At 62.5% G+C, this 21,506-nt stretch carries 18 protein-coding genes and 1 pseudogene; 12 read left to right on the top strand and 7 right to left on the bottom strand.

The genetic code is table 11. The features are described from left to right. Positions 1-74: 74 nt before the first annotated feature. Positions 75-2,648, top strand: coding sequence for a bifunctional diguanylate cyclase/phosphodiesterase (locus J3P97_RS12660; RefSeq protein WP_434674344.1), 2,574 nt, complete (start codon positions 75-77; stop codon positions 2,646-2,648). Between the two features lie 206 nt (positions 2,649-2,854). On the opposite strand, the gene J3P97_RS12655 is transcribed toward J3P97_RS12660, so the two are convergent. Continuing rightward, the gene (locus J3P97_RS12655; protein WP_434674343.1) at positions 2,855-3,295 is read right to left on the bottom strand and encodes a carboxymuconolactone decarboxylase family protein; all 441 of its coding nucleotides are present in this window, start codon (positions 3,293-3,295) and stop codon (positions 2,855-2,857) included. A 164-nt stretch (positions 3,296-3,459) separates the two neighbouring features. Between J3P97_RS12655 and J3P97_RS12650 the strand changes: the two genes are divergently transcribed. The 3 genes from J3P97_RS12650 to J3P97_RS12640 all read left to right on the top strand — a co-directional run bounded on the left by J3P97_RS12650 (position 3,460) and on the right by J3P97_RS12640 (position 5,995). Further along, positions 3,460-4,893, top strand: a complete 1,434-nt coding sequence (locus J3P97_RS12650; protein WP_434674342.1) for a PLP-dependent aminotransferase family protein — start codon at positions 3,460-3,462, stop codon at positions 4,891-4,893. 123 nt (positions 4,894-5,016) lie between these two features. After that, a complete protein-coding gene (locus J3P97_RS12645; protein ID WP_434568562.1) occupies positions 5,017-5,310 on the top strand; it encodes a putative quinol monooxygenase in 294 nt (97 codons plus the stop codon). Positions 5,311-5,590: 280 nt separating this feature from the next. After that, complete coding sequence (locus J3P97_RS12640) at positions 5,591-5,995, top strand: cupin domain-containing protein (RefSeq protein WP_434674341.1); 405 nt, start codon at positions 5,591-5,593, stop codon at positions 5,993-5,995. 40 nt (positions 5,996-6,035) lie between these two features. Here J3P97_RS12640 and J3P97_RS12635 read toward each other — a convergent pair whose 3' ends face one another. Both J3P97_RS12635 and J3P97_RS12630 read right to left on the bottom strand, forming a co-directional pair. Beyond that, positions 6,036-6,977 carry a p-hydroxyphenylacetate 3-hydroxylase reductase component gene (locus tag J3P97_RS12635; protein ID WP_434674340.1) on the bottom strand — a complete coding sequence of 314 codons (942 nt, stop codon included), beginning with the start codon at positions 6,975-6,977 and terminating at the stop codon, positions 6,036-6,038. A 71-nt stretch (positions 6,978-7,048) separates the two neighbouring features. Next, on the bottom strand, positions 7,049-8,218 hold the full coding sequence (locus J3P97_RS12630) for a p-hydroxyphenylacetate 3-hydroxylase oxygenase component (protein WP_434651749.1): 1,170 nt from the start codon (positions 8,216-8,218) through the stop codon (positions 7,049-7,051). A gap of 312 nt (positions 8,219-8,530) precedes the next feature. On the opposite strand from J3P97_RS12630, the gene J3P97_RS12625 reads away from it, so the two are divergent. The 6 genes from J3P97_RS12625 to J3P97_RS12600 all read left to right on the top strand — a co-directional run bounded on the left by J3P97_RS12625 (position 8,531) and on the right by J3P97_RS12600 (position 13,687). Next, a complete protein-coding gene (locus J3P97_RS12625) occupies positions 8,531-9,829 on the top strand; it encodes an NAD(P)/FAD-dependent oxidoreductase (protein WP_434623848.1) in 1,299 nt (432 codons plus the stop codon). A gap of 167 nt (positions 9,830-9,996) precedes the next feature. After that, positions 9,997-10,362, top strand: coding sequence for a cupin domain-containing protein (locus J3P97_RS12620; protein ID WP_305494777.1), 366 nt, complete (start codon positions 9,997-9,999; stop codon positions 10,360-10,362). 51 nt (positions 10,363-10,413) lie between these two features. Beyond that, a complete protein-coding gene (locus tag J3P97_RS12615) occupies positions 10,414-11,070 on the top strand; it encodes a response regulator transcription factor (RefSeq protein ID WP_434604834.1) in 657 nt (218 codons plus the stop codon). A 242-nt stretch (positions 11,071-11,312) separates the two neighbouring features. Continuing rightward, positions 11,313-12,134 carry a molybdenum cofactor biosynthesis F family protein gene (locus J3P97_RS12610; RefSeq protein ID WP_434674339.1) on the top strand — a complete coding sequence of 274 codons (822 nt, stop codon included), beginning with the start codon at positions 11,313-11,315 and terminating at the stop codon, positions 12,132-12,134. Continuing rightward, entirely contained in the window at positions 12,127-12,927 is an 801-nt protein-coding gene (locus tag J3P97_RS12605; protein ID WP_434674338.1) for an SDR family NAD(P)-dependent oxidoreductase, read from the top strand. Before J3P97_RS12610 ends, J3P97_RS12605 begins: the two co-directional genes overlap by 8 nt. Further along, on the top strand, positions 12,920-13,687 hold the full coding sequence (locus J3P97_RS12600) for an SDR family oxidoreductase (protein WP_434674337.1): 768 nt from the start codon (positions 12,920-12,922) through the stop codon (positions 13,685-13,687). The genes J3P97_RS12605 and J3P97_RS12600 overlap by 8 nt, the downstream gene beginning before the upstream one ends. 156 nt (positions 13,688-13,843) lie before the next feature. Here J3P97_RS12600 and feaR read toward each other — a convergent pair whose 3' ends face one another. From feaR to J3P97_RS12585, 3 genes are all read right to left on the bottom strand, one after another. Further along, positions 13,844-14,806 (bottom strand): transcriptional regulator FeaR, encoded by a 963-nt coding sequence (gene feaR, locus J3P97_RS12595; protein ID WP_434674336.1) that lies wholly within the window; start codon positions 14,804-14,806, stop codon positions 13,844-13,846. Between the two features lie 121 nt (positions 14,807-14,927). Next, the gene (locus J3P97_RS12590) at positions 14,928-15,548 is read right to left on the bottom strand and encodes a DUF3156 family protein (RefSeq protein WP_434674335.1); all 621 of its coding nucleotides are present in this window, start codon (positions 15,546-15,548) and stop codon (positions 14,928-14,930) included. Further along, positions 15,493-16,992, bottom strand: coding sequence for an APC family permease (locus tag J3P97_RS12585; protein WP_434674334.1), 1,500 nt, complete (start codon positions 16,990-16,992; stop codon positions 15,493-15,495). The genes J3P97_RS12590 and J3P97_RS12585 overlap by 56 nt, the downstream gene beginning before the upstream one ends. A 291-nt stretch (positions 16,993-17,283) precedes the next feature. Here J3P97_RS12585 and J3P97_RS12580 point away from each other — a divergent pair. Both J3P97_RS12580 and J3P97_RS12575 read left to right on the top strand, forming a co-directional pair. Then, positions 17,284-18,066, top strand: a pseudogene (locus J3P97_RS12580) (hypothetical protein); the annotation flags it as partial. A gap of 144 nt (positions 18,067-18,210) precedes the next feature. Beyond that, the gene (locus J3P97_RS12575) at positions 18,211-19,698 is read left to right on the top strand and encodes an aldehyde dehydrogenase family protein (protein WP_434674333.1); all 1,488 of its coding nucleotides are present in this window, start codon (positions 18,211-18,213) and stop codon (positions 19,696-19,698) included. Positions 19,699-20,031: 333 nt separating this feature from the next. Here J3P97_RS12575 and J3P97_RS12570 read toward each other — a convergent pair whose 3' ends face one another. Continuing rightward, on the bottom strand, positions 20,032-21,489 hold the full coding sequence (locus J3P97_RS12570; RefSeq protein ID WP_434674332.1) for an amidase: 1,458 nt from the start codon (positions 21,487-21,489) through the stop codon (positions 20,032-20,034). Positions 21,490-21,506 lie beyond the last annotated feature (17 nt).

Raw genomic sequence — 21,506 nt, 5'->3', positions numbered from 1 at the left:
TTAAGTTAATCAGGCAGTCAGCCGATACAAAGCCAGTGCGGGGTATTCTCGCGTTCAGCAGATGGCTTGTTTTTATGATTGAAGATGCTGGCAATGGCTCCTCCGTGATTTCCGGCGAGCGGCCAACCCGAAGTTTCACCCGCCGCACTTTCCCGGCCATCATGCTGTTGCTGTTCATCATGTCCGCTTTGGCCATCGCGGTGCTGCTCAACGTTACCCAGACCCAGGACGAGCAGGCCCGAGAACAAAGCGTGTTTTTTGCCCAGCGGGCCATCGAAGGCATGCGCACGGGCATCGGTCGTGATCTGAGCGACTACTCCAAATGGAGCGACGCTTATCGCCATCTGCACGTAAAGGTCGACAAAGACTGGGCCTACGACCAGGAAAATGTCGGCAGCAGCGTGTTCTCACTCTATGGCTACCAGGCCGTGTTCGTCATTTCTCCAGCCGGCAAGACGGTTTATTCGGTCATCGATGGCGAGATGAGCCAGATGGCGGCCGACACGTGGTTGACAGGTGACCTGCGCGCACTCGCCAGCAAGGCCAGGGCGGCGGAAAACCGCGATGAAGTGATCGTCGAGCTGTTGCATCACGAGGACGCGCCCGCCTTCGTCGCCGTCTCGGCGATTACCACCGGCACCGACAACAGCGTGGCCGAAATTCCGGGGCCGCCCAGCCTGCTGTTATTTGTCAAAGTCCTGGACCGTGGCGCGCTGCAAAGCCTGTCCCGGGACTTCGCCCTGCCCGACGCGCATATTGCCCGCACGCCAGGCCCCAAGGACACCGCCCAGGTCTTGCTCAACGACCTGACCCGCGAAGCTTTGGCCTGGCGCCCCGCGACTCCCGGCAAGGATCTGCGCAAAGTGCTGCTGCCCTTGCTAGCGCTCGCATTGCTGTTTCTTGCCGTCATGGCCCTGGCGGTGTTGCGTCATGCGCTGATCATGCTCCGCGCCCAGGAGCAGCAATACGCCAGCCTTCTCGCCCACCGCAAGGCATTGGAGCGCAGCGAGGAGCGCTTCCGGGACATCGCCGAGGTCTCGTCCGACTGGCTGTGGGAGGTCGACTCGAACGGAACATTGACCTATCTGTCGGAACGCTTCGAACAGGTCACGGGCTTCAACCCCAGCGAGTGGTTGGGCAAGCCGTTGCACCGACTGTTGCATCCGCACAACGGATCGATCTCGATCGCCCATTGGCTGCTCGCCGGTGCCGACAGCGCTTGCTCTGCGCCGCTCCTTTGCGAATACACCGCGCGCAACCAGCGCATACGCACCTGCAAACTCTCGGTACGGGCCATTGAAGCCGGCGCCCTGGGCTTTCGTGGCACCGCCACCGACATAACCGAAGAGTTGCGGGCGCTGGCGCAGATCAAGCACCTGTCGCTGCACGATCCGCTGACCGGGCTGGCCAACCGCAACCGCCTGTTCGATTGCCTCAGCCAACACCTCGACCAGGCGCGAGATACGCCACTGGCAATACTGAACCTGGACATGGACCGGTTCAAACCGGTCAACGACTCCCTGGGCCATGCCGTCGGCGACAAGGTGCTGAAGGAAGTTGCCCATATCCTGCAACAGAACGTGCGCGGCAGCGACCTGGTGGCGCGCCTGGGTGGCGATGAATTCGTCATCATCCTGCCGAGCCCGGGCGGCGCCGATGATCTCAACCAATTGTGCTCGCGCCTGATCGAATGCATGCAACGGCCTATGCACCTGGACGGCAATACGCTGTACCTGGGCGTGAGTATCGGGGTTGCCTGGTCGCAGCCCGCTGAGCAGCGTGCCGAAGAGCTGTTGCGCCAGGCCGACATCGCCCTGTACGCGGCCAAGGCCGCGGGACGCAATACCTGGCGCGTATACGAAGAGGCCATGGGCAATGTGGCCCGCGACCGTCGACGCTATGAGCAGCAGTTGCGCGATGCGATGCAGCAGGGCCAGCTCGAATTGCGTTACCTGCCCCGTTTCGATGTGGGCGCCGAGCAGCTGTATGGTTTTGAAGCACAGGCCTTCTGGCACCATCCTGAGCGCGGTGAGCTGGGCGGGATCGACTTCATCCCGGTCGCCGAAGCATCCGGTCAACTGGAGGACCTGGGCAGCTGGATGCTGATCAACGCCTGTGACGAGGCGATGAGTTGGCCCACCCCGCTCAATGTCTCCATCGCTGTTTCGCCTCGCTGGTTCAGCAGCAGTTTCCTGTTCAATCAGGTGCACAAGGCTTTGGAAACAAGCGGCCTGCCCGCCCAACGGCTGACCCTGGAAGTGGCCGAAGGCGTCCTGCTGACTGACCATAAAACGCTCGCCAGAACCCTTCATGCTTTAAAGGCGCTGGGCGTGCGGATCAATATCGACAAGTTCGGCACCAACATAGCGTCCCTCCGGGAAGTGCTTGACCAGCCATTCGACGGCATCCGCTTCGATCGTAATATCCTGGCGCAACTGGGCCTGGAACATGACAAGGAAGGCGTGCTGGCAATGATTCGGTTGAGTCGCAGCGTCGGGTTGATGGTGACGGCCGAAGGTATCGAGAACGCCGTGCAGTTCAGCCAATTGCGCAGCGTCGCTTGCGATCATGTGCAAGGCCCGTATTTTGGCGCAGCCCTGGCCCGCTCGGAAATGGCCTCATTCTTTACCACGCCTCGCTGGCTATAGCATCTGCAATGCCCCTGTGGGAGCGAGCCTGCTCGCGAAGGCGACGGCACATCCACGACTGATGCAAACTGACCCACCGCTTTCGCGAGCAGGCTCGCTCCCACAGGGGGCTTTGTTGCGTATGCAGATGCAATGAATACCGGTGATCAGGGTGGGAGCGAGCCTGCTCGCGAAGGCGGTCTGACGGCCGCCGCATGAATAGCCGTTTAACCCCCGGGGCTCTGGCGAAAGCTCACCGCGAGGCGGTTCCAGCTGTTGATGGTGCTGATCGCGAGGGTCAGGTCCACCAATTCTTCTTCGCTGAAACTGGCGCGGGCCAGGGCGTAGACGTCGTCTGGCACTTGGCTTTCGGCCAGCAGCGTGACGGCTTCGGTCCAGGCCAGGGCGGCTCGTTCGCGCGGGTTGAAAAACCCGCTGTCGCGCCACACCGCCACCGCGTAGAGACGCCGCTCGGTCTCGCCCTGGCGACGGGCATCCACCGAATGCATGTCGGTACAGAACGCGCAGCCGTTGAGCTGCGAGGCGCGGATCCTGATCAGTTGCAATAATGCCGGTTCTATACTCAGCCGGCTGGTCAGCGCCTCCAGGCCAATCATGGCTCTCATCGCCGCGGGGGACGCACTGTAGTAATCCAAACGCGGGCTCATGGCGGGCTCCGTAGTGATCGATGCATCCACCGTAGGCCGTCGAGGCCGCGCGTGACAGGTCCAATCCGCCGAAAAACGCCCACGCAACTTCTCCGCCACAGCGCATTGCGAGTAATCTCGCGTTCTCCCCTTGCCGCAAAACGATCACCCAGGAGCCCGCGGGTATGGAACTTCATGTCGTCATCAACGGCCGCAAGGACCTGACGGGCCAGTTGTACCGACAACTTCGCAGCGCCATCGAAGGTGGTCGCCTGGCGGCCGGCACGCAGCTGCCGCCCAGCCGTCTGCTGGCCGAGCAACTGGGCATCTCGCGCAAGACGGTCTCCGACACCTACGCCCAGCTGACCTACGAAAACTTCCTCACCGGCGTCATTGGCAGGGGCACCTATGTCAACGCCCGACCGGCCAACATCGTGCGCAAGCAAAGCCACCGCGAGCTCGCCGGGGCGGACGTCGTCGAGACCTGGCGCAACATGCCGGACCTGCTGCGTCACCCGCTCCCCGAAAGTGCGTTGCGCTATGACTTCATCGGCGGCGCTACCGGCAAGGGCCAGTTTCCCCTGGATGACTGGCGCCGGTGTACGGCCCATGCCCTGCGTCAGATCGCCAACGCCAAGGGTTTCTACAGCCAGCCCGAAGGGTTGGCGGCGCTGCGCAATGCCATCGCCCGGCATATCGCGTTCTCTCGTGGGGTCAACTGCCAGGACGAGGACGTGGTGGTGTGCAACGGCGCGCAGCAGGCGCTGGATCTGATTTCACGGGTGCTGACCCGCCCCGGCAGCCTGGTGGCCATGGAAGATCCCGGGTATCCGCCGGCACGCCTGCTGTTTGGTTCCCATGGCGCCACGGTGGCCGGGGTGCCGGTGGATGAGCAAGGCATGCGCGTGGACTTGATTCCCGATGGCACACGGCTGATCTACGTGACACCCTCCCACCAGTTCCCCCTGGGCATGCCCATGAGTCAGCCCCGGCGCGAGGCCTTGCTGTCGCGGGCCTATGAACTGGGGGCGATCATCATCGAAGACGACTACGACAGTGAATTTCGCTATGAAGGCCGGCCCACCGACTCGCTGCAAAGCATGGATGAGCGCGGGATCGTCGCCTACGTCGGGACGTTCTCCAAGACCTTGTTGCCGGAGCTGCGGCTCGGTTATGCAATCCTGCCACCGGCGATCCTCGAAGCAGTGATCCTCGCCAAGCGCCTCACCGACCAGCACACCTCCACCCTGCCCCAATGGGCGCTGGCCAAATTCATTGCCGAGGGCTGCCTGCTCAAGCACATCCGCCGTTGCCACGCCCTGTACGCAGGCCGGCGCGAGCGAATCCTGGCCCGCATGGGCGACGATCTGGCGCCTTGGTTCGAGGCCGTGCCGACCACCGCGGGTTTCCATATGGCGGTGTTGTGCAAAGTGCTAATCGACCTGCCGCTGGTGATCGAGCTGGCGAAAAAAGCCGAGGTCGGGCTCTACAGCCTCGACGGTTTTTTTCATGCCGCACCGGTACGCTCCGGCCTGATGCTGGGCTTTGGCGCCATCGAACTGCTCGACATCGACGTCGCCCTCGACCGTTTGCGCGACATTCTCCAGCAGGTCGCCTGATCGATTGGACTAGGATTTATCCGCCCATTGGCTGTTTTAGCCGGGTGCCGGCAGGCCTATTCTGCTCGGGTGTCATCGCGTATCGGAAGCACTCCCGTTCGACTTGATTCAGGAGCCAGGACAATGTCTCGCCAAGTGATCAACACCGTACAGGTGCAAGCCGCCGCCGGGCGCTCGGAAGAACTCGGCCGGCAGTTGCAGCAAATCGTCGAAACCCTGCGCGCCTTGCCGGGCTGCGATGCTTACATGGTCGACCGTTGCCCGGAGCACAGCGACCGTTGGAACGTCAGCGCCCGCTGGCAATCGGAGGCGGCCATGCAGGCCCATTTCAATTGCCCCGAAGTCCAGGGTTTCATCAGCCTGATCGAAAGCCGCCTGGCTCGCAGCGTCGACTTCAACAGTTTTCCGCTGGTGTGAATCCCTTCTCCCTGTGGCACTGAAAGCTTTCGTGGCGAGGGAGCTTGCTCCCGCTGGGTCGCGCAGCGGCCCCCAGCTTTTCGCATTGTGCCAAAAAACCTGGGCCTGCTTCGCAGTCCAGCGGGAGCAAGCTCCCTCGCCACAGGGGGCCCTCCGCGTGTGGCACTCATTGGTCTACCTGTCTTCCGAAAGATTGGACGTTTGTCCGCAACGTCTCGGGGCTTAGGGTGGAGCCATCGCCACAGCGCGAACCCACTCCCACCACAAAGGTCCCGCCTCGATGAAAACCCTCTACTTGATCGCTGCCCTTGGCCTGCTTCCCGTCGCCCCGCTCTACGCTCATGAAACCGCGCCTTCGGAAAAGATCCAGGTGTTGCAAGAGAAACTGCTGAAAAACCTGCCCGACAAAAAAGCCATGATGCTGGCCGTCGACTATGCGCCGGGCCAGTCTTCCATCGCCCACAAGCATGACGGCACGGCCATGGCCTATGTGCTTGAGGGCGCCATCACCTCCCAGGTCAAGGGCGAACCGGCGATCACCTACAAGGCCGGTGAGTTCTGGTACGAAGCCGCCGGCTCCGAGCACCTGGTGTCGAAGAACGCCAGCGCCACCCAACCGGCGAAGCTGTTGGTGTTCATGGTGATGGGCAAGGACGAAGCGGTGCTGATCCCGTTGAAAGACTGACCGCCGCCGCGACTGTGCCGGGCTTTTGGCCCGGTGCAGCTCAGGCGCCCTGGATGATGCCCTTGAGCACCGTCTTGAAACTCTCGAGTTGTTTATCGCTGAACTGGCCGAACACCTTGTCCTGCTGCTCCTTGGCAATCGCCCAGAGGCCTTCGGTTTCATCGATGCCCTTGACGGTAAGGCGCACCCGATCACCATCATCGGTGACCAGCCCCTTGCGCCGCAGATTGGCTACCGCCTCTTCGATCTCACGCACCGGCATCGCGACTTCGCGCTGCAGATCGGCCATGTTCAGGCCGGCGTCGTTCTCCAGCACCATCAACATCCGCGCCTCGCTGGTGCGCAGTCCGGTGGACAACTGACGCGGCTGGTAACTGGCCTGGTAGGCCCGTAGAGCCTGGGTCATCAGGTAATACAGGTTATGACTCAAGCGACCCTGGAAATGACTGCTCGGCGGCTGGCCTTCGCCGCGCTGGGTCATGCGCGTATGCGGCAGGACCATCGAATAGGCGCCCTGATGGTAGAGCAACGGCGAGCGCCCGAAATCATCGAACGCGACGACTTTGCCGATCATGATCCAATGATCACCGCCATCGACCTGCTGGAACTTCTCGCAATGGAAACGCGCCGAGCAATCGACGAACACCGGCGCCCCCCCTTCCCCGGCCTCGAACTGGATTTCGGCGAAGCGGTCATCCTTGGGCCGGGCGAAGTTGTTCGACAGGTCGATCTGGTCGGCGGCCAGCACGTTGACGGCGAAATGGCTCGCGGCTTCGAATACACCGTGGCTGCTGGAACGCTTGTCGATGCTCCAGAGAATCAGCGGCGGGTCGAGGGATACCGAATTGAAGCTGTTGGCCGTCACGCCGACCTTGCGCCCATCCTCGGTCGCGGCGGTGACCACGGTCACGCCGGTGGCAAAGTTGCCCAGGGCCCGGCGGAACGCGCGGGTGTCGAAAGCAGTTTCACAGATATCGGACATGCAAGACTCCCGGCCGCCTCAGTCGACGGCCTCGATTGTTGTTATTGGAACCGGGTTTGCCGGGCAGACGATCAGACCATGCTGGGATCGGGCTCAAGACCCATCAATTCCCGGCCCAGGATCTGCGCGCAGACGTCATAGTCGGTGTAGGCATGGGCGCCGGTCAGGTGCGCATCGCGGAACAGCCGTTGCAGTTCATTGGTTTCGAACCACGCGCCGCCGCCCGCGGCTTCCATCAGGCGATCCACCGCCTGGATGCACATCCTGGTCGCATAACCCTGGTTGGTCCGCCAGAACGCCAGGGTCTCGCGGCTCGGGTATTGATGCCGCTCGCTGTGCTCGGCGTGGTCCTCCCAGGTTTTTTCGAGGAAAGCCCGAGCCGCGGCCACCTGGTGGGTGGACTCGGCCAGGCGCATCAGCGCTGGCGTGGCGGCGCCGACCGCGGCACCGGTGTAGGCCCGCACGCGGGTCCGGGTCTTCTCGCGAAAGACCTCCAGCATGCGCTCGGCGACGCCCAGGCTGACGGTAGAAAAGCCGCTGGCGAAATACGGACGATACGGCGCATAGAAAATCTTGCTATCGGGGTACAGGCCAAAGCCGCCGGACTTGCCTTCCATCATGTCCTTGGCTTTCTGGATCCGGTGTTCCGGCACAAAGGCGTTATTGATGATCAGAGTCTTGCTGCCGCTGCCGCGCATGCCGACCGCGTACCAGTCATCGCGGATCTCATAATCGCGGCGAGGCAACACCGCAAAGCAATAATCCTGGGTGCCTTCGGCATTCTTTCGGCGGAAACCGACAATGGCCCATTCGGCGTGGTCGCAACCGCTGCTCCAGCCCATTTCGCCGCTGAACGTCACGCCGCCCTCGACTTCCTCGGTGCGGCCGAAAGGCGCGATGCTGCTGCTGGCGGTGGCGTCGGGGTCGTCACCCCAGACCTCCTCCTGGGTCTGGGCCGGAAACAATGCCAACTGATGACTGTGAGTGCACAACAGGCTCATGGCCCAGGCGGTGCTTGCGCAAGCGCCGGCCAGCAGGGCGATGCAATCGGCGAACTGCGGCAAGGAAATCTCCATGCCACCGTATTTTTTCGGCTGGAAGGCCCGGTGCATACCTATGCTCTTGAGCAGGGCAATGTTCTCGACGGGAACGGTACGGTCCTTCTCGGCCTGGAAGGCGTTGGCGGCGATGACCGGCAGGATTGGCTTGAGGTCTTCGAGCAGCGGGTTTGGCTTTTTCATGGACGGGCTCTTTTATTATCTGGCGTCTGCCGATCCCGCCTTTGCCCGCCGGCCAGGCGGCTACGCAAACAGCGGGATCAATGATTAAGGCCGGTCCAGTATGGGTTCACCAGAGCCGCTGAAAAATGCACCTTCCAGATCCAAGATTGTACTTTTCATGGTGCGCGATACCGCGATGGCGCGCTCGGTCAAATAACCGGCACGGATGATCAAGACAGCCGCCCCCCCCAGGCCCCTTAATAGAGCCATCCCTCGCAGCGCCTGGCTCAGGCCCTGCAAGCGGAGCTTTCCTTCACTTTGTCAGGTTGCGTCATGATCAATATCGAAACGCCCACCTATTACACGGCCACCAAGAAGTACAACCTCAGTTTTGCGACCCTGGAACAGGACGTGGAAGCCGACGTTGTGGTCATCGGTGGCGGTTTCTCCGGCATCAACACCGCGTTGGAGCTGGCGGAGAAAGGCATTACCAACATCGTGGTGCTGGAGGCGCGTTACCTGGGCTTCGGCGGCACCGGACGCAACGGCGGCCAGATCATGGCCGGCATTGGTCATGACCTGGAAAAAATCAAGAAGGACGTCGGTGAAGAGGGTCTGCGCCAGGTCTTCGAAATCAGCGACCTGGGCGCCGACATCATCAAGGACCGCATTGCCAAATACGATATCGATGCGGACTTCTGCCATGGCTATGGCTACATGGGTTTCAACGCCCGCCAGGAAAAGACTCTGCGGGCCTGGGAAAAAGATTTCAAGTCGATCAACAGCAAGCACGAGATCCGCTTTCTCGGCGGCTCCGACGTCCGGCAGATCATTGGGTCCAACGCGTACGGCAGCGCATTGCTGCACATGGGCGGTGGGCATGTGCACTCGCTGAACCTGCTGTTGGGCGAAGCCAAGGCGCTCGTCAGCCACGGCGTGCGGATCTTCGAGAACAGCCCGGCGCTAGAGGTCAGTTATGGCGAACGCATCACCGTGCGCACCGGCCGTGGCTCGGTCAGGGCCAGCAAGCTGCTGTGGGCCTGCGACAGCTTCCTGAACAAGCTGGAACCGGAGCTGCATCGCTCGACCATCAACACCTACGCGTTCCAGATGATGACCGAGCCGCTGTCGGATGAGCTGATCCAGCGCATCAGCCCGATTCGCGGCGCCTACAGCGACATCCGGCCGGTGATCGACTACTACCGCGTCACCAACGAGAACCGCCTGCTGTTCGGCGCGGCAACCCCGTTAGTCGAGCATATCCCGCAGGATCTGAAGGCGTGGAACCGGCGCCTGATGCTGAAGATTTTCCCTTACCTGAAGGATGTGAAGATCGACCTGGCCTGGGGCGGCCCCATGGCGTGCAGTCCGAACCTGTTCCCCCAGGTCGGCACCCTGCCCGGTCGCAGCAATGCGTTTTTCGTCCAGGGCTACTCGGGTTTTGGCGTCACGCCGAGCCACATCATCTGCAAGGTGCTGGCCGAAGGCATGAGCGAAGGCTCGGCGCGCTACGACCTGGTCAGCTCGATCAACCGTCCGACCATCATCGGCAAGGACGCGATCCGTCCGCTATTGCTGACCGCCGGCAAGTCCTGGCATCAGTTGTCGGGTTACTGGAATGGTCGTCGTTGACAACACCCTGATACAGCCACTGTGGGAGCGAGCCTGCTCGCGAAGACGGTACGACAGTCGACATTGATGTCGCCTGACTCAACGCTTTCGCGAGCAGGCTCGCTCCCACAGAGGGCACGCTTGACCCGGATTGAACATACACCCCGACTTTTATCAGGAGATATCCCATGCCGCTTACCACCCTCGAAAAAAACATCCAACTGTCCGACCTGGACGCCTGGGGCACCGTTGCCGACCTCGGTTCGCAGATTCTCGAAGGCGAAGTCAAAGCCTTCGGCAAGATGACCTTCGGTGCGCCCACCGACCCGGTCAGCAGCGCCTACTTCGGCACCACACAAGGCAAGTTCCGCATGGTCTATCCGTTCGCCGAACAGGCGACCGTGGTCACTGGCGAAGTGGTCCTCACCGACGAAGCCACCGGCCAGAGCACCCGCTACAAGGCCGGCGACAGCTGGTTCGTGACCAAGGGCACGCCCGTCCTGTGGGAAGTGGTCAGCGAAAGTTTCGTGAAACACTACTTCGCGGTAGCCTGACCGATTCCGGCTGCCGGCCCCCGTCGGCAGCCTCCTGGCGGAGTCTGGAAAATGAATGTCATCGCTGTACAAGACATCGCAAGTCATTGCCTGAACGCCTTCACGCAACTCATTCCCGCCAGCCGGGCTGCGTTCTATCGCGTAGACCGGCATTTGCAGGCCTACGACTTCAGCTTGCACGGCATGAGTGGCGAGATGCACCAGGACTATCTCGACCATTACTGCGCGTTCGATCCGCTGCGCCCGCGAAACTGTCTCTCCAGTCCGAGCGTCGTCCCGCTGAGCCTGGCCATGGCCCGCCAACCGGTCCGCGACAATCATTGCTACCAGCGTTTCCTGCAGCGCTATGGCGTGGTGGATGTCGTGGAAGTGTTCGTCCACCGAGCCGGCCAGCCGCAAGCGGCGATTTCAATGCTGCGCACCGCCGAACAAGGCGCGTTCACCGGCCAGCAATTGAGCCAGCTCAGCGCGCTGCAAACGTTGCTGCATCTGGCGGTGGCCCAGTTGCCCTGCGCGGACGACGGTCTCGGCCAGCTGACGCCCAAGGAGCGGCAGATTGCGCTGTTGCTGCGCGAGGGCGCCAGTAACAAACAACTGGCCCGAGCACTCGACATCGGCTTGCCGACGGTCAAGACCCACCTGATCAACCTGTTCCGCAAGACCGGCGTGAGCAATCGTACCGAGCTGGTCAGCAGCCTTTTCCTGTAACACCGAGCCGGTGGCACCGCCCCGTGGCGAGGGAGCTTGCTCCCGCTGGGCTGCGCGGCGGCCCCAGGAAGGGCGACTCGATCTGTCTGACAAATCGCAATAACCGATTTCAGGACCGCTGCGCGGCCCAGCGGGAGCAAGCTCCCTCGCCACAAGAGCTTTGCTCAACCCTTTGGTTGATAGGCCGACGCTCTGCCAGGCGCCATGATCCGAGTGGCACATTCAACCACCGGAGCCTTGCAATGAGTACTTCTTCAGACTGGATCACCGTCGGCGCCCTGGCCGATGGCTTTGCCCCCGAAGCCTTCATCCTGCCGAACCTCGCCGACCTGGACGGCAAGACCTTTACCCTGCACTTTGCCAATGGCTGGCAGATCGAACATCGCTTCGAACAGGACGCGCTGAGCTGGAAAGCAGCCGATGGGCATTCCACCGGCACCGCGCCGTATCGAGCCACGTCGGTGCGTCCGGGCCTGTACCTCGTCGACTTCATCAAGCGCGAAGATGGCCAGACGTGGTCGGTGAGCCTGGTGCTCGATACCGTCAGTGCTGCGTTCACCGCCGTGATCGGGCGCATGCCCGCCGAGGCGCAAACCCGCGATGGCCTCTACAGCCGCGCATTGGCCGGCAAACCATTGACCTCGGTGGAAGTCGAGTTCCTCCACGGCACGCTGGATCGTCCATGGCAACCGGGCCTCTGCCCTCACGCACCGACGAGCGAACTGGTGGGGCTGCGCAATCTGTATCGCTACAGCCCGAGTGAAGTCTACGAACACATCTACCTCAACCAGCGGTTTTATTCCTGGCAGTGCCTCAAGGGCGTTGAACAAGGCCTGTGCGACACCGACCGCTGCGACACCTACAAGATTGCCGATCAGCTGTACCTGTTCGTTTGGCGGGAGAAGATCATCCCGACCCTGGGCCTGGTGCTGATCGACCTGCAGCAGCACCGTAGTGACGGCAAGATTTTCGGTTACGCCGGCGCATCCTTCGACGAGTTCTCGAATTTCCCGGTCAGCTCCTATTGCCAGGTGCTCAACCAGACGGAGTATCCCGATGCCTGAGCCAAGCACTGTGGTGATCACGGGTGCCGGCACCGGCATCGGTGCCGCTTGCGCCCGCCTGTACGCCGCCGAGGGCGCCAACCTGGTGCTGATCGGCAGGCGCCGCGAGCCGCTGGAGCAACTGTCAGAGGAAATCGGCGGCCTGGTGCTGGTGGGCGACGCGGCGTGCCCGGCGACGTGGGACGGTTTCGTCGCACAGATACGCCAACGCTTTGGCCGACTTGACGTGCTGCTGGCTTGCGCCGGCGGGCTGGGCCAGGGCAGCGTCACCGACACCAGCCCGTCGGCGTGGGAAGCGGCGCTACGCAGCAACCTGGACAGCGCCTTTTACAGCGCTCGTGCCTGCCTGCCGCTGCTGATGGAGAGCGCCGGCAATATCGTGTTCGTCGCCTCCATCGCCTCCCTGGCAGCCGGACCGCAGGTCTGCGGCTACACCACCGCCAAACATGCGCTGCTCGGCCTCAGTCGCTCGCTGGCGCGGGACTACGGACCACGCGGTATGCGCGTCAACGCGGTTTGCCCCGGTTGGGTACGCACGCCGATGGCCGATGAAGAGATGCAGGCCTTGATGCAGTTCCATGGTGAGAATCTGCAACAGGCCTATGCCCGGGCCTGCGCCGATGTGCCATTGGGCAGGCCCGCCAGCGCCGAGGAAATCGCCCGGGTTTGTCGTTTCCTGGCCTCGGCGGATGCTTCGATCATCACCGGCGCGACGCTGGTGGCCGATGGCGGATCCAGCATCGTCGATGTGCCGACACTAGCCTTCAGCCGAATGGAGCAAGCAAATGCCTGATGATCTGCATTTCTCCGGCAAGACAGTGCTGGTGACCGGCGGCGCGCAAGGCATCGGCCGGGCCATCGTCGAAGGGTTTGCCTGGCGTGGGGCGCGAGTGGTCATTGCCGACCTGGACCTGGCGGGGGCCGAGGCTGTATCCAGCGACTTGCGCGCCAGCGGTTACCCGGTGGATGCCATGGGCGTCGACCTGGCCGACGCCACGGCCATTACGCAGATGATCGCCAAGCTGGAACAACGCACCGGCAGGCTGGATGTGCTGGTGCACAACGCCGGCTATTTCCCCCTGACGCCCTTCGCCGAAATCACGCCAGCCGTGCTGGAGCGAACGCTGGCGGTGAATCTGTCAGCGTTGTTCTGGCTGACCCAGGCCGCACTGCCGATGTTCCGTCGCCAGGGTCAGGGCTGCGTGCTGGTGACCTCTTCGGTGACCGGCCCGCGCGTAGCCTACCCGGGCCTCAGCCACTATGCGGCGTCCAAGGCCGGGGTCAACGGCTTCATCCGCAATGCGGGGCTGGAGCTGGCGGCGGAAAATATCCGCGTCAATGGCGTCGAACCGGGGATGATTGCAACACCGGCCATGGCCAACCTGGGGGACGCCCAAGTCAACCACGACATCGCCCGCCGAGTACCGCTGGGGCGACTCGGCAAACCGTCGGACATCGCCGGAGCCATGCTGTTCCTGGCCTCGGACCTGGCCGCCTACATCACCGGCCAGACCCTGATCGTCGATGGCGGCTCAACCTTGCCTGAGGTTTGAGCCCTGTTCGCGATAGCGGTGGGTCAGCGGGCATCGTTGCTGAATCAACCGCCGCCTTCGCGAGCAGGCTCGCTCCCACGCTGTTTTGTGTCGATCAGCTGATCCGGAGTCAACCCGGTCACCTGTGGGAGCGAGCCTGCTCGCGAAGGCGGTGGATCAGGCCACCCCTTGCGCCTGCTGCAACTGGCTGGAGCGGAACGCCTTGGGCGACTGTTCGAATTGTTTCTTGAACGAACGGCTGAAGTGTGCCGAATCGGTGAAGCCCCATTTGTAGGCAATCGAGGTGATCGACTCGTCCCGCAAGAAAGGATTGGCCAGGTCATCGGCGCTGCGCTTGAGGCGGGCGCGCTGGATGTAGCGGCACACGCTGTCATCCTGCTCTTCGAACAAGCGGTACAGGTGTCGCACCGAGATGTTCAAGCGGTTGGCCAGGCCGACCGGGTTGAGACCGGGTTGGGTCAGGCATTCATCAATGACTTTCTGTACGTAGCTGCGCAGATGACTGCCTTGCAATCCGACGCTGTCGCCGCACAGGTCGGTTTCATGCTCCAGCGCCGATCCCAACAGCGAGACAAAGGCGTTTTGCAGGGCTTCGCCCTCCCCGGCGCTGCTTTCGCCCTCCGGGGTGTCCTTGCAGAGCTGGTCCACCAATACATGCAGCATTCTTCCGCAAGCCTTGCTTGAAGAAATCTTGCCGAAGGTCTTGCTGTCGCCGCCCAGTCGCCTGGCGACGTCGCGCCGAGATAACGACAACACGGCATGCTCGATCAGGCCGAACGGGCTGATTTCAAGAGAACCCACCGAATCCATCAGCAACAGCTCGCCGGGAGCCAGCTGGATACTCGTGCCATTTTGGGTGATACGCGAATAACCGCTGCGCTGGCTGACCAGGAAACAGTCCTGGTCATCATCGTGATCCGGTTTGCATAGCTGGCGCCTGATGGAACCGGCATTGGTGCGCAGGTTAGCGAGTGAGAGGCCGCCGCGCTGAAAGGTCGACACTTCGCCAATGAACAACGCGCGATTGAAGGCCAGCTCCGTCTCGAAATGGCCGCATGTCGCACGCAGGTCCCGATTCCAGGTGTCCAGCCCGCCTTGCCCAGCCTGTTGCATGCTCATGGCGCTCTCCACAATGGCTTATTGTTTTTGTGCGGCAATAGTTAACATGTTATCTAAATGCGCGCAACAAGTACCTGATCGCCAGAGCAGTAGCAGGAATGATGCCAGGCAAAACGAAAACTCAGAACGTCGAGAGTACCCTCCGCAGCCCACCCAGCGTTGCGAACAAGGCCTCGCGCTGCAACGGGCTCAGCGCGATGTAGCGGCGGAACGCGGGCATCCGGTTGACCACCTCGCTGCCGCCTACATGCTCCAGTCGCACAGACCATTGCCGGCCTTGCAACTCGATGTCCAGGCGCTTGAAGTCCAGCGGCATCAGGGCGGCGTAAAGCGCACGATCACCTTCGATGGCCGTCCGCAGCCGAACCGACAACGCGTCATCTCCCTTCAACTGGCGGCAATGAATGCCGCTGCGCCGAATGGCTCCGCCATGGTGCAATTGCAGGCGCGCGCTGCCCTCTCTCGACGCAGGCACGTGCAACACGAACTCGGTCGTTACCACGTGCATCAACAACTGCGACTCGGTGCGTTCAACGATCTCCAGTTGCAGGCTCCCATCGTCGGTGACCACCGTCGCCGCCCCCGGCATCGACAGCTCGAACCGCGCCAGTGCGAGGTTGCGTCGCAAATGCTCCAGCGTTACCCCGGGTCGATAACCGGCCGGGGCGCGACGGGCGCTGAACAGCTCAGACAGCTTTTGCAGCAGGCTCGATAAACCCGCCGACAGGTTGCCCTGGCTCATGGGAAAACTCCTTGGCCAGCACGTCTTCGACGGTCGCCGGCTTGAATGGATTGACCTTCTGCACCACCAGGGTCCAGAACAGGGCGTAGGCCGCAGTACCGCCAAGCATCACGGCGAAGGGCACATAAATGTCCGCCGGATTCATGCCCGGCGGCGTGATGAACCACATGCCCAGGACGATGCCGACGCTGGACAGGATCTGTGGCAGCGGGAAAAACGGCGAGCGGTAGGCCCGGGGCAGATCGGGACGGCGGACGCGCAGGCTGATCACCGAAATCGTCACCAGCAGATAGGCAAAACTCCAGGCGCACACCGCCGCCAGTACCAGATGCATGATGTTATCGGTGTTACCGCCGAGCCACAGCGCATGCAGGCAAGGGATCAGCATCGCCACCAGGATGCACAGCAACGGCGTCTTGAAACGGGGATGCAGGTAGGTGAAGACCTTGGGCAGCGCGCCATCCACCGCCATGCCGTAGAGAATGCGCGGCACCCCAGCCATCAGCGTATTGATGGTCGCGGCGCCGGCAAACAGGAAGCCGATCCCCAGCCACATCGGCCCGATGTCGCCCATCACCTGCTCGGCGAAGCGCGGAATCGCCATGGGCGTGTCCAGCAGGTGAACCCCGCTGGTGGCATCGAGCAGCACGTTTTCCACCTGGCGCTTCATCGCCGCGCCATAAATGAACATGCAGGCCGCGACGCTGAACAGGCCCAGCATCATCGCTCTAGGCATGGTCCTGGCTGACTGGCGCAGGTCCGGCGCCAGTGGCGTGACGAATTCGCACCCGACGAACATGAACATTGCCATGCCCACCAGCGACAGCACCGTGACCAGGTCGGTCCCGACCACGGACGCGCCGAACCAGCCCTCAAGTTCTACCGCCGGCGCGGCGATCAGCCCCAACACGCCGAACACCATCAGGGTCATCCACATGCCGAAGGTCAGGATGATTTCGGCCCGGCCAAAAGCACTGACGCCGAATGCGTTGAGTACACCAAACACCACCACGAAACCCACGCCCAGCAGCCAGGAACCACCGGCCGATTCGACCAGGGTATTGAGGTGTTCGAAGTTCACCAGGGCCATGACCCCGGCCAGGATGGTTTCCGCCGTTCCGGCAAACACATGGACAATCAGGTACGCCGACAAAGTGCCGGTAATCGCGAAGAAACGCCCCATGCCGCAGTTGATGTAATCGTAGACCGAGCCGGTGGTCGGCAAGATCGATGCGGCTTCGGCGAACGTCGTCGCCTGGGCCAGCATCATCACCACCGCGATCAGCATCGCCATGGCGAAGGCGCTGCCACCGATGCCGAACCCCATGGTGGCGGTCAGGATGACCGGGCTGGCCATGATCAGGCCAATGGTGCTGGCCAACGCAGTGGGAAAACCCACCGTACCCCGGTTCAGATGCTCGGTGAGCCTGTCATTGATCGACATGGTGCGGATCCTCGAAAAACGGACTTTTAGTATGGTTGCTACCGCCGTCCGGGCACTGGCGTTCAAGCCTTCCCCAGCCAGTCCCTGATTAAAACGGCGTTGCGTGCAGGATCACTGTGCGCCGCCTCGCCCCGAGCGTCTTGCCCATGCCTGCCGCCGGTCTTGTAGCTGCCTGCCACTGCCACAGCCATGGCGGCCAGGGTCAATACCTTGGCAGGCTGGTGAAAGACTTCGCAGCCCAGGCTCTCCCTAATGCGCGCTCCGCTGTCCTATCGCACTGGGGAAAACACCATGCAGCACACTCGTCAATCACGCCTGCCACGCCAGGCCATCGGCCTGGGCATCGCCTTGCTGGCGGCAGGCTCATCGGCCCAGGCCTTCGAGCTTTATGCCGACGATGACACCACCGTCACCGGCAACTTCCTCGCGGTCTACGGTCTGTTCAACAGCCGCAAGAACTACGACGGCAGCGCCGGCGGTTCGAGCTGACGCGAAGGTTTCATCAAGTATGGCCTGAGTATCGAGCAGACACTCGACGGCCGCGGGAACCTCTACGGGACCGCCAACCTGGTCAGCTCCGGCACCTGGGGCGATGGCGATGCGGCGGGCCTGAGCGACGGCTCAGAACGCACCACGAAATTCGACGAGGCCTTCGCCGGTTGGCGCTCCGGCGATCTGTTCCCGCTGTTGGGCAAGGATGGCGTCGACCTGTCCTTCGGTCGCCAGGTGATTACCCTTGGCGACGGTTTCATCATCAACGACGACGGCCTGAACGTCGGCAAGGGCGTGGCCGATGGCGAACTCAATCGCGGCGGCGCCTATTACCTCGCCGCCCGGCACGCCTTCGACAAGACCGCGGTGCTGCGCCTGGGCGACAAGGACGGCGTGCATGGGAGCCTGTTGTGGTTCAAGTCCGACAATCGCGCCCAGGCCGATACCGAGATGGCCGCCGCCACCCTGGAATACACCGCAGCACGCGGCACCCTCGGGCTGACCTACATCCATGGCATCGACGTGGATGAGCACTACGCCAGTGACTTCCAGAAACAACGCGACGGCATGGACATCTACAGCCAGTTGGTGGTGGCGGTTCCGTTCTGAGCATCAGCCCCGGAATTGGCAGCCACAGACATGCGACGCGGCAGGCACGGTCAAGCCCACCCGGCCTCCCAAGGGTTAGTCTCGGGGCTTTCCCTTGCCTGCGAACAGGAACTTCCCATGAGCGATATTGCCCTGCTGCCCGAGGTCCAAGCCTTCCTTGGCCGACACCACGCGCTGTTCATCGACGGTGCTTATGTCGAAAGCCAGAGCCGACAGACGCTGGACGTGATCAACCCGGCCACGGGCCAGGTCATCGCCCAGGTCTGCGACGCCGGTCCTGGCGATATCGATGCGGCGGTCGAGTCGTCCCGGCGCGGTTTCAAGCAGTGGTCCCAGGCCGCCCCGGCGGTCCGCGGGCATGTATTGCTGAAACTGGCGGACCTGATGGAGCAACACCGCGAGGAGCTGGCACAGATCGAAACCTGCCAATCCGGCAAGATCATCCATATCTCCCGCGCCTTCGAAGTCGACCAGGCTGCGCACTTCTTGCGTTACTACGCCGGCTGGGCGACCAAGATCAGCGGCCAGACCATCACCCCGTCGCTGCCCTCCTTCGCCGGTGAACGCTACACGGCGTTCACCCTGCGCGAACCGGTGGGCGTGGTGGTCGGCATCGTGCCGTGGAATTTTTCGACGATGATCGCCATCTGGAAACTCGCCTCGGCCTTGGTGACCGGTTGCAGCATTATCATCAAGCCCAGCGAGTTCACTCCCCTGACTATCCTGCGCATCGCTGAACTGGCCATGGAGGCCGGTCTGCCGGCGGGCGCGTTGAACGTGGTGACGGGTGGCGGCCTGGTGGGCAAGGGCTTGATCGAGCATCCAGGCACCAACAAGGTGTCGTTCACCGGCTCGGTGCCTACCGGCATCGCCGTGGGCCAGGCGGCGATGGGCGCCGGACTGACCCGGACGACACTGGAACTGGGTGGCAAGAATGCTGCGGGATTCCTGCCAGATGTGGATCCCGAGGTGGCGGTCAATGGCATCATCGAGGCAGGTTTCCTGCACTCCGGGCAGATTTGCGCGGCGGCCGAGCGGTTCTTTGTCCACCGCTCGCAGATCGAACCGATCATGCGCAAGCTCGCAGAACGCCTGAGTCAGCTCAGCATCGGCTCGCCGCTGGATGAAGCCACGCAATTCGGTCCGGTGACCAACCGTCAGCATCAGCAGAAACTCGGCGAGTATTTCGCCAGGGCGCGGGCACAGAACAACAGGATTGTTCATGGTGGCAAGCTGATCGACAGGCCTGGCTGCTATGTCGAGCCGACCATCATCCTCGCCAACCATCGAGATGATGCGCTGCTCAATGAAGAAACCTTCGGCCCGATCGCCACCTTCCTGCCCTACGACACCGAGGAGGAACTGCTCGACCTGATGAACGACTCGCCCTACGGGCTGAGCGCCAGCCTTTGGACCAACGACCTGGGCAAGGCCCTGCGCATGGTGCCCGCCATTGAAGCCGGCACCGTCTGGGTGAACATGCACACCCTGCTCGACCCCGCCGTGCCATTCGGCGGGAGCAAGTCTTCGGGTATCGGCAGGGAGTTCGGCAGCGCGTTCATCGATGACTACACAGAGCTGAAGTCGGTAATGATTCGGTATTGAGCTCCGGTTGCATTGATTTGCCCATGCTTGCTGCTCACAAAGCCCCTGTGGGAGCGAGCTTGCTCGCGATAGCGGACGTTCAGTCAAAGAGGATATTGAACCTGACAACGCATTCGCGAGCAGGCTCGCTCCCACACAGGTTCCGCCGCGCCGCCACCATCCCCGCCCGACACTCATCACCTGTGGGAGCGAGCCTGCTCGCGATAGCGGACTGTTAGTCAATAAATGATGTCGAACCTGACGACGCCATCGCGAGCAAGCTCGCTCCCACACAGGTTCCGCTGTGCCCCCACCATCCCCGCCCAGCTTCCACATGAGGTGTGGGTGCAGTTTTCATCCGCGGTAAGCATTGACCGGCGGTACACGCCCGCGCCATGGCTGGGCGCGTTCCAGTTGGGCGGCCAGGGCCAGCAAGGTGCTTTCTTCGCCGAACCGCCCGGCAAAATGCGCGCCCAGCGGCAGGCCGTTTGCGCTCCAGGACAACGGTACCGACATCGCCGGCTGGCCGCTGGCATTGAACAGCGCCGTGAACGGTGAGTAGCTGTGGAATCGTTCGATGAGCGCTTCAAGGCTCATGCAGACGTCGTCAACGTTGAGCTCGCCAATCATCACCGGTTCGCGGGTCAGGACCGGAGAAAGGATCACGTCGTAATCCTGCATGAACACCGCCAACTGGCGGCCCAGCGCATGAATCCATTCCACCGCGCCGACGTACTGGGCGCCGCTGACATCGCCTTTGTCCCGCAGGATGATCCGGGTGCGCACTTCCAGTTCCTCCGCCTGCACCGCAGACCCACGCATCTGGCCCAGCAGGTCGACATAACGGCGCGTGCTTGCGCCAATGATGGTGAAAACCTGATCATAAAAATCAGGCAGCACCACCGGCAGTTTCACCGGTTCGACGCGGTGGCCCAAGGCTTCACACAACCTGGCGGCCTCGTTCACCGCCTGCACGCTTTGCTGGGAGGTGGCCCAGGGGCCGAGCTGTTCGACCAAGGCAATACGCAACGGCTTCGGATCACGCAGCAGCGCCGTCACATAAGGCTGGACCTGGACCGGTGCGGCATACGGCGCTCCCAAGTCGATTCCGGCGGTGGCATCCAGCAGCGCGGCGCTGTCACGCACCGACAAGGTGATAACGTGGGGCGTGCCCATTCCTGCCCAGCCCTCGCCCATTATCGGACCTGACGGCATCAGGCCGCGGCTGGGCTTGAAGCCGAACACCCCACAGCAGGACGCCGGCACCCGCAACGAACCGCCGCCATCGTTGCCATGGGCGAACGGCACCACCCGGGCCGCCACCAGCGCCGCCGCGCCACCGCTGGAGCCGCCCGCGCTGCGCTCGGTGTTCCAAGGGTTTCGCGTGGCGCCAAAACGTGTCGATTCGGTGGAATAGGACGTGCCAAACTCAGGCGAAGTGCTGGTGCCCATCATCACGCATCCAGCCTGTCTCAGGCGTGTCACCACTTCCGATTCAAAATCCGCGCGGCAGGCGCCCAGCGAGCGGGAGCCGTTGGTCATCGCCGCGCCCTGGACCGGCGAAAACAAATCCTTGATCAAGGTTGGAACGCCCGCCAACAGTCCCTGCCGGACTTGCGGTCCACACACCGCCTCCCGCGCCGACTCGTACAGCCGTTCCGCCACGGCATTGAGCTGTGGCTCGACCTGTTCCAGTCGTTCGATGCCCGCCTCCAGCAGTTCCCCGGGCTGGACCTCGCCACGCCTGACCCACTCGGCCAGTGCAACGGCGTCTTGGGTGTCCATCAATTGATGTATGTCTTGCAGACTCATGGTTCAGACTCCTTGTT

Source organism: Pseudomonas sp. R1-15 (assembly GCF_051132085.1).
Classification (GTDB): Bacteria; Pseudomonadota; Gammaproteobacteria; order Pseudomonadales; family Pseudomonadaceae; genus Aquipseudomonas.
Note: the sequence above shows the minus strand (reverse complement) of the source record. Positions and strands in the feature narration are given on the sequence as shown.